Origin of the sequence: Anaerocolumna sp. (genome assembly GCF_032079385.1) — a bacterium.
Taxonomy (GTDB): Bacteria; Bacillota; Clostridia; order Lachnospirales; family Lachnospiraceae; genus Anaerocolumna.
In genome coordinates, this window is sequence record NZ_DAMAUC010000003.1 from 57,923 (window position 1) to 69,575 (window position 11,653).

The 11,653-nt window shown below is 33.0% G+C and carries 12 protein-coding genes; 7 read left to right on the forward strand and 5 right to left on the reverse strand.

Going from position 1 to position 11,653, the window contains the following annotated elements; translation table 11 throughout:
• The 6 genes from RT261_RS03540 to RT261_RS03565 form a co-directional block, all read left to right on the forward strand.
• A partial coding sequence (locus tag RT261_RS03540; RefSeq protein WP_313129442.1) for a tetratricopeptide repeat protein occupies window positions 1-910 on the forward strand: 910 nt, incomplete at its 5' end.
• Between the two features lie 14 nt (window positions 911-924).
• Window positions 925-1,326 (forward strand): GDP-mannose 4,6-dehydratase, encoded by a 402-nt coding sequence (locus RT261_RS03545; protein ID WP_313129445.1) that lies wholly within the window; start codon window positions 925-927, stop codon window positions 1,324-1,326.
• 231 nt (window positions 1,327-1,557) lie between these two features.
• A complete protein-coding gene (locus RT261_RS03550; protein ID WP_313129447.1) occupies window positions 1,558-2,574 on the forward strand; it encodes an ABC transporter ATP-binding protein in 1,017 nt (338 codons plus the stop codon).
• Window positions 2,571-3,353: an ABC transporter permease gene (locus tag RT261_RS03555; RefSeq protein ID WP_313129449.1), complete on the forward strand. Its 783-nt coding sequence runs from the start codon at window positions 2,571-2,573 to the stop codon at window positions 3,351-3,353. Before RT261_RS03550 ends, RT261_RS03555 begins: the two co-directional genes overlap by 4 nt.
• 25 nt (window positions 3,354-3,378) lie before the next feature.
• Window positions 3,379-4,182, forward strand: coding sequence for an ABC transporter permease (locus RT261_RS03560; protein WP_313129451.1), 804 nt, complete (start codon window positions 3,379-3,381; stop codon window positions 4,180-4,182).
• A gap of 367 nt (window positions 4,183-4,549) precedes the next feature.
• A complete protein-coding gene (locus RT261_RS03565; protein WP_313129454.1) occupies window positions 4,550-5,548 on the forward strand; it encodes an ABC transporter substrate-binding protein in 999 nt (332 codons plus the stop codon).
• A gap of 163 nt (window positions 5,549-5,711) precedes the next feature.
• On the opposite strand, the gene RT261_RS03570 is transcribed toward RT261_RS03565, so the two are convergent.
• The 3 genes from RT261_RS03570 to RT261_RS03580 form a co-directional block, all read right to left on the reverse strand.
• The gene (locus tag RT261_RS03570) at window positions 5,712-6,011 is read right to left on the reverse strand and encodes a DUF4366 domain-containing protein (RefSeq protein ID WP_313129455.1); all 300 of its coding nucleotides are present in this window, start codon (window positions 6,009-6,011) and stop codon (window positions 5,712-5,714) included.
• A 102-nt stretch (window positions 6,012-6,113) separates the two neighbouring features.
• Window positions 6,114-8,462 carry a DNA helicase PcrA gene (pcrA, locus tag RT261_RS03575; RefSeq protein WP_313129457.1) on the reverse strand — a complete coding sequence of 783 codons (2,349 nt, stop codon included), beginning with the start codon at window positions 8,460-8,462 and terminating at the stop codon, window positions 6,114-6,116.
• Window positions 8,463-8,561: 99 nt separating this feature from the next.
• Complete coding sequence (locus RT261_RS03580; protein WP_313129459.1) at window positions 8,562-8,786, reverse strand: DUF6774 domain-containing protein; 225 nt, start codon at window positions 8,784-8,786, stop codon at window positions 8,562-8,564.
• A 140-nt stretch (window positions 8,787-8,926) separates the two neighbouring features.
• On the opposite strand from RT261_RS03580, the gene RT261_RS03585 reads away from it, so the two are divergent.
• Window positions 8,927-9,547, forward strand: coding sequence for a DUF1836 domain-containing protein (locus RT261_RS03585; protein WP_313129461.1), 621 nt, complete (start codon window positions 8,927-8,929; stop codon window positions 9,545-9,547).
• A 717-nt stretch (window positions 9,548-10,264) separates the two neighbouring features.
• Here the strand turns inward: RT261_RS03585 and RT261_RS03590 are convergent.
• Both RT261_RS03590 and RT261_RS03595 read right to left on the reverse strand, forming a co-directional pair.
• Entirely contained in the window at window positions 10,265-10,570 is a 306-nt protein-coding gene (locus tag RT261_RS03590; RefSeq protein WP_313129463.1) for a YerC/YecD family TrpR-related protein, read from the reverse strand.
• Window positions 10,571-11,148: 578 nt separating this feature from the next.
• Window positions 11,149-11,541: an FMN-binding protein gene (locus tag RT261_RS03595; RefSeq protein WP_313129465.1), complete on the reverse strand. Its 393-nt coding sequence runs from the start codon at window positions 11,539-11,541 to the stop codon at window positions 11,149-11,151.
• Window positions 11,542-11,653: the final 112 nt, after the last annotated feature.

Below are 11,653 nucleotides of genomic sequence, written 5' to 3' on the forward strand. Positions count from 1 at the left end.
TCATTTTCGATTACAGTGGTATCAATATATGGGTAAAGGAAGGTTTGTAGAAATACATACTCCAAGTAGACTTGTGCGAACTAATTTGTGTATTAAATATGATGGATCAAGAATTCATTCATCTCTTGGTCAATCTGCTAATAAACTTGGCGGAAAATGTCCAGGATTACATTGTTCTATTCACCATTTGGATATGTTATATTCCGGAAGAACTCAAAAAAAACGAGGTATATACATCCGAGGGCTTGAAAAACAAATTAGTAACACTCCAGGTGTGGATTTACATAGCCGTTCAATGTATATGAATTTTTTGGGATGCGAATATGTAGCAATAGGTGATTATAAAAATGCAATTCAAATATTTAATGACATTATTTTATTACTACATAATAAATTTGATTATAAAGGTTTAAGTTATGCCTATTTGTATCTTTCGCAGCTTTATTTATTACAAGGCGAAATAAAAAATGCAAAAAAAAATGTGGAGCACGTAATAACCAATAATTTAGAAACCATAGACAGGGCTTATTCGGTTTTAGCACAAATTTCATTAGATGAAAGTAATATTAATGATGCTTATAAATTTTGCCAATATGCATTACAGCATAATCCAAGTGACATTTACCCATTGTTAAACATTGGATCTCTATTGCAAGAAAATGATCCTGTAATAGCACTTTCTTATTTTAATAAGGCAATTAGTTTAAATCCTTATCTGCTTGAACCAATTGTATTTAAAAATGGAGAAATAGCGAACCCTTATGTTTTTCAGTGTCTTTTATTATCTTCTTACACTAACATATTCGCACATTTGGAATATTGTTATAAGATGATTGGAGACAGTATAAAATCAAATTATTGGGCATGTAGGTATAAAGAGATATTGGAAAATGATATTAACCCTGCATAGATAGGAGACCTCGAATGGGAAAAAAAGACGCTCGTGTAGAAAAAGAAAAAAATGTCGAAGCATTTGAAGATCATTGTGAAGCTATTGATAGAATTCTAATCAATGGAAAAGTTGGTGAAAGTTATAATATAGGCAGTGGTTGTGAAAAAAGTATTAAAGAGATTGCAGATTATTTATTAACGAGATTCAATAAAGACGAAAGCTATATAACATATATTGAATCTAGGCCATCTCATGATGCAAGATATTTATTAGATCATACTAAAATAAAAAATGAATTAAACTGGGAACCGCGAACTTCTTTTGATGTTGGAATAGAAAAAACCGTTGATTGGTATATTAAAAATGAACAATGGTGGAGACCGTTGTTAGGGCGTAATATTATAGATGAGTCAAAATGGAGTAATATAAAATAATAAAAAATTATTTGCCTGCAAATGGTTAGAGCCCTTTCTTTTAGGCAATTCAATAACATATTGTATACCTTGCTATCTATATGTGAATCTATATGGGATAAAAAATTTTAATATGGTTGAATCGAATGAGTTATATTCTGCGCTCAGAAAAGATACCGATAAAGCAGCAGGGTTACCGGAGGCTTTAAAGAAGTTGCTTACAAATACACTATATTAGGAGAGAATATTACAATGGAACCGATGATTTGCTTAAAGAAAGTATGTAAAGAATTCAAGACATTAAACCGTAAGAAAGGCAGATTTGGTTTTATTAAGGATTTATTTTCCAACAATTATTCTATTATTAAAGCAGTCAACCAAGTAAGTCTGCAGGTAGAAAAAGGAGAAATTGTAGGATTTATTGGACCTAATGGAGCAGGGAAATCCACCATGATAAAGATGCTAACTGGAGTTCTTATACCTACTGAAGGGGAAATCTGTGTTAATGGATTTAAACCGTACAAGAATCGTGTTAAGTATGTAAAGGAAATTGGGGTAGTCATGGGGCAACGTAGTCAGTTATGGTGGGATCTATCAGTAGAAGATTCGTTTAAAGTTATGAAGGAGATGTATGAGTTAAGTGATGAAACTTATCGCAAAAACATGGAGATTTTTGACGACGAAGTACAGATATCTGAACTTTATGACAAATCGGTACGTCATTTATCATTAGGGCAAAAGATGTTATGTGAATTAGTGGCGATCCTTTTGTACAATCCAAAAATTATTTTTTTAGACGAACCAACCATAGGTCTAGATATTTCAATTAAAACAAAGATTAGAAATATTATTAAGAGGATGAACCTAGAGAATGGAGTTACGGTGATTCTTACAACACACGATATCAGCGACATTGAAGCATTGTGCGAGCGAATTGTGATTATTGATCATGGGGCCCTCATCTTTGATGATTCGATTGGGAAGATGAAGAAACTTATGGATGCCAATCATCGAGTCATTGAAGTGATCGCAAAAGAACCAATCAAAGAAGCAACTTTAACGGAGCTGGAGGCGAAGCTGAATCAAGATTCGATTAGGATTGCATCTAAATCCAAACGCAAAGTAGAACTCGTATACCAGAATGATAGAGTGGACCTCAATAATGTTTTCGCGAAAATCACACATGCCATTCAGATCGAAGATATTAGTATTTCAGATACAAAAATTGAGGATATTATTAAGCAAATTTATGAAGGTAATCTATTATGAAAAAGTATACAGTTTTAATCTTGGCTGGAGTCAAGACTTCTTTTAAATATCGCTTTAAGATAATTACTAGCATATTATTTAATTCAATATATTTATGTTTGCTCTATTTTGTTTGGAGAAGTATCTACAATGACAAGATAACTATTTCAGGGCTTACGTTTCTTCAGACCTATACCTATATGTGTATTTCTACAGTTTTAACCCATTTATTCAATTCACGTACAGATTGGAAAATGTCTATGAGAGTAGTCAATGGTAGTATCATTAGCTATTACACAAAGCCACTGCCAGTACAACTTCAATTTTTCTTTGAGGCAATAGGAAATGTGTGTGTTATATTCCTATTGGTAGTGATGCCAGTGGTCTTAGTAGTTCTTAGGATCAGACATCTAGGCATATACATGAATTTTGTTTTTTTCCTATTATCTCTTTTGTTAGCATTTGCAATTAATTTCTGCATGGAGTATATTGTTGGAACCATAGCTTTTTTTACCGAATCTTTATGGGGAATTATTATACTGAAAAATACACTTATTTCTTTCTTTTCAGGTGGACTGATTCCATTGCGTTTATTTCCGGAAACAATGCAGTCTCTACTTCAGTGGCTTCCTTTTCGTTGCATTATTGATGTTCCTATTAGTATATTATTTGAGCCAAACATAGGAATTGATGTGATATTTGCTCTATTGGTGCAGCTAACTTGGGCTATAGTTTTAGTACTAGTTTCGCAACTATTCTTCAAGATATCTGAGAAAGTACTTACAATCAATGGAGGATGAGAATGGAAAGGAAGAATTTTATAAAATGAAACGGTTAAGATATTATGTGAAAATTTATATGATTTTGGCATCGAGATATGTGAAGGCTCGAATGGAATACAAGACGGATTTTTTAATTAGTATGTTCGGAATTTTCTTTGAGAATATATTAAGTTTAGCATTTTACTCAGTAATCTTCTTTCAGGTAAAACAGATTGGAGAGTGGAACTATTATGAGCTGGTCTTTATGTATGGTTTTATGGTAATGGCATCGTCTTTTTTTCATGTATTCTTTGGTAACATGTTCAATTTGAAAGCATACTTAATTAATGGTGATTTCACAAAGTTCTATTTTCGACCATTGAACATTTTGTTCTCTTATGTGTCGGAAACCATAGATATTAAGTCTATCTTTCAATTTGTCATTGGCGCATTTCTTCTTATCACATCTTCGTGTGAATTAAATCTTAAGTGGACTTGGTCTGGAGTTATGTTGTTATGTATTTTACTAATTAGTTCTGCAATTATTATAACTTCGATAATGACTATTTGTGCTTCTTTTGGATTCTGGGTGAGAGACCCTTCGGTGATTATGGATTTTATGCTTAAAATCAAAGATTACTCCAAATATCCATTAAGTATATACAATCCAATTTTACGAATTGTCTTTACGTTTGTGATTCCTTTGGGATTTATGTCATACTACCCATCACTTAGATTTGTCAAGGGTATGTTTTGTTGGGATGTTAAATGGGTGATGCTTCAATTGATAATTACTGTTATATTGTTTTTGGGGGCAATTAGAATATTTATTCAAGGATCTAAGTTTTACGATGGTGTTGGGCACTAGATATTAATGCATTTAGTGGTATCGAGGAAGATTTAATTCTAGGAGAAAGTATAGAAGATTGGCTTATGAGAGCTTTCGTATACAACGTCACATAACATACGGTACTTTTTCCCTTTGATGCATCAATACCTATACTAATCATACTAAACCTCCTCGTGTTTTTACCGAACTGAATCTTCCGAGAGCTACCGTACTTGCCTGTCCATTCGTTAAGAAAGTAAAGCAAAAATCTACCTGCTTACGTGTGGTACTTAGTAAAATAGAAGTTCTTACATAAAACATAAGTAAGTATAACTAATACAAGCACAAATCATATAGCCCTAAATATATTAATATATATTGTTTCTTTACCTCAAGGAGGATTACAATGAAGAAATTCAGAATAGTTGCTCTCATGATGCTTGTATTTATATTAATTACTGGATTAAGTGCATGTAAAAAGGATAGTGACTTAATAAAGGTACAATTAAATGAAGTAGCACATTCTATGTTTTATGCACCTCAGTACGTAGCAATCGAATTAGGATATTTTAAAGGGGAAGGCCTGGATGTTAAACTGGTAAATGGACTTGGAGCCGACAAAACTATGACAGCGGTATTATCAGGTGAGGCAGATGTGGGATTTATGGGAGCGGAGGCCTCCATCTATGTTTACAATGAAGGCGCAGAAGATTATGTGGTTAACTTTGCCCAACTGACTCAGCGTGCAGGTAACTTTTTAGTATCCAGAGATATTAACGAAGAGTTCTCATGGGAGAATATAAAAGGAAAAACGGTTATTGGCGGAAGAGCCGGGGGTATGCCACAAATGGTATTTGAGTACATTTTGAAAAAACAGGGAATGGATCCCAAGACAGATTTAACAATTGTTCAAAATGTTGATTTTGGTTTAACTTCACAGGCATTTATTGCAGGTACTGGTGATTATACCATCGAATTCGAACCAAGTGCTAACGCTATTGAAAAAGAAGGTGCTGGTAAAGTTGTGGCTTCTCTTGGTGTAGAAAGCGGTAAAGTTCCTTATACTGCTTATGCTGCAAGGAAGAGTTATATTGAGAAAAACCCTGAAATTATTCAGAAGTTCACCAATGCCATTCAAAAAGGCATGGATTATGTACAAACACATACTCCGGAAGAAATTGCAAAAGTTATTGCACCTCAATTCCCGGAAACAGATCTAAAGACCGTTACTGCCATTGTAAAGAGGTATTATGATCAGGATACATGGAAAGACAATGTGATTTTTGAAGAAGAAAGTCTTGATTTATTACAGAATATATTAGGAGAAGCAGGAGAATTATCAGCTAAAGTACCTTATAAAGATTTGATAACAAGGGAATTTGCTGAAAATGCTTATAAGAAATAGAAATTAAAATTAGATAAATAAAGTGAATTAGAACATTGGGAGACATAATACGCATGGCTAAACTTCCTTGCGATATAATTTTTCCCATAAAATAAAGTGGCTTTGCCTATTGGTAAAAGCCACTTTATATATATCATTGCTTATAAACTTTGCTAAACTTTTATTATTTCTCATCTGATTCAGAATCTTCAGTAGTTGAACTTGCTTTCGTTTCACCTGTCATTTCGTCATCGTTATCAATGAAATCATCATCGAAGTCATCATCAAAATCGTCATCAAAGTCTTCCAGATAATCTGGTGTTAAGTATCTGTATACTGCATAAGCAATTCCCGCAACTGCAGCAACTGCACCTATTACAGCTAGAATAACCAGTAAAGTATTGGTGTCTTTTTTCTTCTCTTTTTTATGAAGTAGTTCACCAAGTTTAGCTGCGTTTAACAATTCTTCAAATTTATTATTCATACAAACACGTCCTTTCGTAGTAAATGAATTCTTTTTTATTATACCACAATAACATGTTTTTTACTATAGATTTTCTGGAAAATGAAAGAATTCTTACATATTTTATACTTTTTTTAGTTTTGCAAAAGAAGCTAGCATCTTTTTTATTCCATTATTTTCAAAATTTACAGTTACTTCATAGTCTTTTCCACCGGCATTGATATTTGTTACGGTACCGGTACCGAATTTAATATGTTCCACGGTATCACCAACACCATAATCTAAGGTACCCATATTCTTGCCCGGAATATCTTTTGGAACAGTAGTAATATATGGTTTGTCAAATAAGGTAGAGCCTAAATGATTGTTAGATGAAGCCTTGGCATTGTTACCGGTTTGTGATTGAAATCGATTAGAGGGTGTAACTCCTGCAGGTCTTAATCTATCATTTACTCCACTATTTAAACTGGTAAATGAATTACTTCTCATAGAATCAGACTTAAAGGGATTTCGCTCCATTGTAAGTAAATATCTTGGTATTTCGTTTATGAATCTGGAAGGTCTGTTAAACTGCGTATCACCCCGAACCATTCGTATGGAGGCTGCACTAAGTGCCAGGCGTTTCATGGCACGGGTAATACCTACATAACATAGTCTTCGTTCTTCCTCAATTTCGGATTCCGGATCATCAGCATGAATGGACATATAACTTGGGAAAATACCTTCCTCCATACCGCATAAGTAAACATAAGGGAATTCCAAACCTTTTGCACTATGTAAAGTCATAAGTACAACCTGATTGTTATCTTCATTTAAATTATCAATATCGGATACTAAAGCAACTTCTTCCAGAAAACCGCTAAGAGTTGGTTCTTCCGGGGTGTTCTCTACATAAGCAACAATTTTACTTTTTAACTCACCGATATTCTCAATACGATCTTCTGCATCGTCTATATTCTGACTTTCCAGATCTTCGATATAGCCAGTAGCCTCTAAGATTTCATCAAATAAATCAGTAAGTGAATATTCCGTAGAAGAAAGTTTTGATTTCAATATTTCAATTAAGCTTACAAAGGGTGAGATTTTAGAAGCCATTCTGCCCAAAGAAGAAATATAATCCGCTTGTTTTAAGGCTTCATAAAAGCTAAGATCGTTCCTCTGTGCATAATCGTCTACTTTATCTAAAGTGGCTAACCCAATTCCTCGTTTTGGAACATTAATAATTCTCTTTACTGCAATACTGTCCAAACCATTGTCTATGGTTTTTAAGTAAGCCAGTAAATCTTTGATTTCTTTTCTGGAATAGAAATTAATACTTCCGATAATTTTGTAAGGTACATTTCTTAACACTAATTTTTCTTCAAATGCACGGGACTGTGCATTGGTTCTATATAGTATGGCAAATTCATTATAGGCAGCCTTATCCTCAGAAACCATATGAGCAATTTCATTTACAATATGCTCCGCTTCTTCATAATCGCGGTCAAATTGGGTGAAAGAAATAGCGTCCCCGTCCTCATTATCCGTCCATAAGGACTTGTCCTTTCTGCCCATATTATTACTGATTACCTCATTGGCGGCTTCCAGAATACGTTTGGTAGAACGATAATTCTGCTCCAGTTTAATCACTTTGGCAGATTGATATTCTTTTTCAAAGTTCAGGATATTATAAATATTGGCACCCCTAAACTTATAGATGGACTGGTCATCATCACCTACCACACATAAGTTATGTTCCCGTAATCCCTCGTCATTTATTCCATTTGCCAGAAGACTGATTAATTTAAACTGGGCAGTATTGGTATCCTGATACTCGTCAACCATAATATATTGGAAGCGTTTTTGATAATAGGTTAAGGCTTCTTTGCTGCTTTGAAATAATTCCACGGTTTTATAGATTAAATCATCAAAATCCAAAGCATTATTATTCTTTAAACGTTTTTGGTATTCTTTATAAGCTTCCGCAAACTTTTTCTTTGTAAAATCCCCAACTGCCCTTAATTCATATTCTTCCGGTGAAATCAATTCATCTTTTGCAGAAGATATAACAGATAGAAGAGTACGCTCTTTCAGATTCTTTGTATCAATATCTAAATGCTTACATACTTCTTTCATTAAAGATTTTTGGTCATCGCTGTCATAGATGGTAAAGCTTCTATCATAACCAATCAGGTCAATCCAACGTCTTAAAATACGAACACAGGTGGAGTGAAAGGTACTTACCCAGATATTCTCGGAACCATATCCTACAATTTTGTCCACACGTTCCCGCATCTCGCTAGCGGCCTTATTCGTAAAGGTAAGAGCCAGTATATTCCAAGGGTTTACATCTCTGTGTTCCATTAAATAAGCTATTCTATGGGTTAAAACTCTTGTCTTTCCTGAGCCTGCTCCGGCTAAAATAAGCAATGGACCTTTATCGTGCTCCACTGCCCTTCGCTGTTCTTTATTCAAGGTATCGTATATACTCATAATTTCCTCCGAATTCTGAGAAGTTTCGACTTGCCCAGAATCATCTATGTATCTATATTTACTGCAAACATATGTTTAATTATAGCACGAAAATAAAGTTCATTCAACCTTATTATAAGTGGAATCATCATTATCACTATCACCCCTATTTGCGGCTTCTAAAATATCACGTTGCGCTGCAATGGTTGCCAAAGTATCGCCAATCTGTGAAAAAACAGATGCCAGCACATTCAGTTCTTCTTCTGATTTATCTTTTGCTATGGCGATGGAAACCGTGGAAATAAAAATGACTAATTCTTCAGGACTCAATGAATTCACCTCCATTTTTATTATATGTTAGAAAGGAAAAAGGATGATACCATGAAAGACAGAAAGGCGAGTACTCTTGTATTTATGATTTTAAAAACGAATTTAGTTTACATCTAGTTTTAAATACTATATAATGACATAAAGAGGTGATTTTCATGGAAAATAACAATGACGAATACTTAAAAAGCATATTTGAATGCTTTAAAAAATTAGATTATATTAATCCGGATGAAATTCCTAATATTGACTTATATATGGATCAGGTAACTACATTTATGGATGAGCATCTTCAGGCTTCCAAACGTTATAGTGAAGATAAACTGCTTACCAAAACAATGATCAACAATTATACAAAAAACAATTTGTTGCCTTCACCCAATAAGAAAAAATATTCAAAAGAGCATATGCTTTTATTGATATTTATATATTACTTTAAGAATATTCTATCTATTAATGACATTCAAAGTATTCTTACCCCTCTTACTGAAAAGTATTATGATGAAAAGGCAGACATTGGACTGGAAACAATCTACAAAGAAGTATTTAAGAACCAGAATGAGCAAATAGATGCTTTGGTTAAAGATGTTATAAGAAAGTATAACAAATCCAGAGAATCCTTTTCAGATGCACAGCCAGGGGAAGACAGAGAGTTTTTGAATACTTTTTCTTTTATATGTATGTTAAGTTTTGATGTATATATTAAGAAGCAGATGATTGAGAAAATTATTGATGGGACTTTAGCGGATAAAACTAAAGAGGAGAAGAAGAAAGAGTAGAGGAAATTGTAAGGGGAGATAAATTGTAAGATGGTCTGGGATAAGTTGCAATAATGTTTGGAGAAAAAATGTAGTAGGGCTGCAGAAAAGTGGAATAAAAATCAAGAAAAGAGAAGAAAGACTTGAAAGAGCTGGTGTAAAAATGTAGTGGGATTTGAAAAATCTGAAATAAGACTTGATGAAAAAGTGAAGTAAGATTGGAAAAATCTAATGTAGGCTTGAAAAAGTGAAATAAGATTTGAAATACTGTAATAAAGCTTGATAATAAAGGCTCCGTTTCTTATTTCGTGTAAACTCGTTTTACAGAATACTCCATTTTGAGCTTAATGATAATACACAAAATCCATGAACCACAGTCAAGGCTGAACCCCTTGCCTTGACAGCGTTTCATGGATTTTATAAAATAATTAAGGCTCAAAAGTTCCAAAACACTGAATTTGAAGCGGTCTCATAATAAACTTTGGGACTAAATAATAATAATATGATTTAATACTAATAAAATATTAGTATAATAGTAAAAAGCATTTTAATGTAATACAAATAAGAACTGCAAAAATAGAAGTAAATATAAAAAGGCTATTGAAAACAGTCTCTACCTGCATTCTGAGAGAAGAGTCTTGTTTCAATAGCCTGTTTTGGTTGACAAAATACAATAAATACTATTGTATGTAATTACGTATTCCCTTTTTAGTGGCTTGCCGTTTAATTAAATATATGCTATTCTTCATTTCCAGGTTTATCATTCATTCTTGAAAAAACCATATCATAGCCATCATTACCATAGTTTAAAGAACGATTTACTCTGCTGATGGTAGCTGTAGATGCGCCGGTTTGTTCCGCGATTTCTAAATAAGTTTTGTGATTGCGAAGCATACGGGCAACTTCAAAACGTTGTGATAAGGATAACAATTCATTGACGGTACAAATATCCTCAAAGAAGGTGTAGCATTCTTCTTTATCTTTTAAACTTAAAATTGCGTCAAATAAATAGTCTACAGAATCCGTTCTTATGTTTTTACTCATAATTTAAATCTCCTCATCTCCTGTTATGTGATCGGTACGAATAACCATAAGGTATATGGTAAAATTCTACCTATATTTTAACACGATAAAGTTTTAAAGTAAAGCATTTTTCTAGAAAAAATAATTAAAAGAATATAAAAAATTGTAAAATAAAATATCGGTTGTGGATGGAAATATAATATTGAGAAATTAAATTTTTAGAGATAGAACTGTTTGTAAATCTTAGAATATGGATATGCCTTTGAGAATATAGGGGTTAAAATTTTGAGAAAACAAAGTGGAGTGAGGAAAAAGAGCTACACATTCTAAGACTACAGAAATGCAGATTTAAAAACGATATTTGAAAAAATTCGTCATCTTGAAAATACAGTATATATTAGGAAGAAAAGATCGAGTAGAAAATGATATCTTTCTATTAAAAAGTTATGTTAATTTTAGAAATAAAATGCATAACAACCTTGATAAAAATATGTCATTCTGAGTGTAATTCAGTTAAGACTTATTTTAAATAAAAATCATTTAAAAAATTCTGACTTTAGCTCAGAATGACAGCAGTATGGGGCGGTATTTCCTGGTTATTATTTCTTTAAAGCTTCTGTATCTATTCCAGCGTCTTTTAGTGCAGCTTCTGTAGCTGATATTACAGCATTACTGGTTATGGTTGCACCTGATACGGTATCAACTGCTAAACTTTGTTTCGATATGATTGATTTAGCAACCTTTGGAGCTGCAGCGCCACCAACTTCTTTTGTCTCATCTGGAGCATCGACATCAATTGCATTAATAGTTCCGTCATCTGCAACAGTGACCTTAACGGTAACCTCTCCCTCATATCCCTGAGCCGTTCCAGTATATGTTTTGCCCTCTACTGCATCAGTACCTTTGTCTTTTGAACAACCCATAAGAAATAAGCCTAGAAAACAGGATAACGAAATTAACATTAAAAATTTAATATATTTATTGCTTCTCATAATTTACACCTCCTTTAGGATTATTATTATCAACAATTAGAAATATTATTAAAAGGATGAAACTAATGCCGGAATTATTGAAATACTGAGAGAAGGTTATAAAGATAAAACA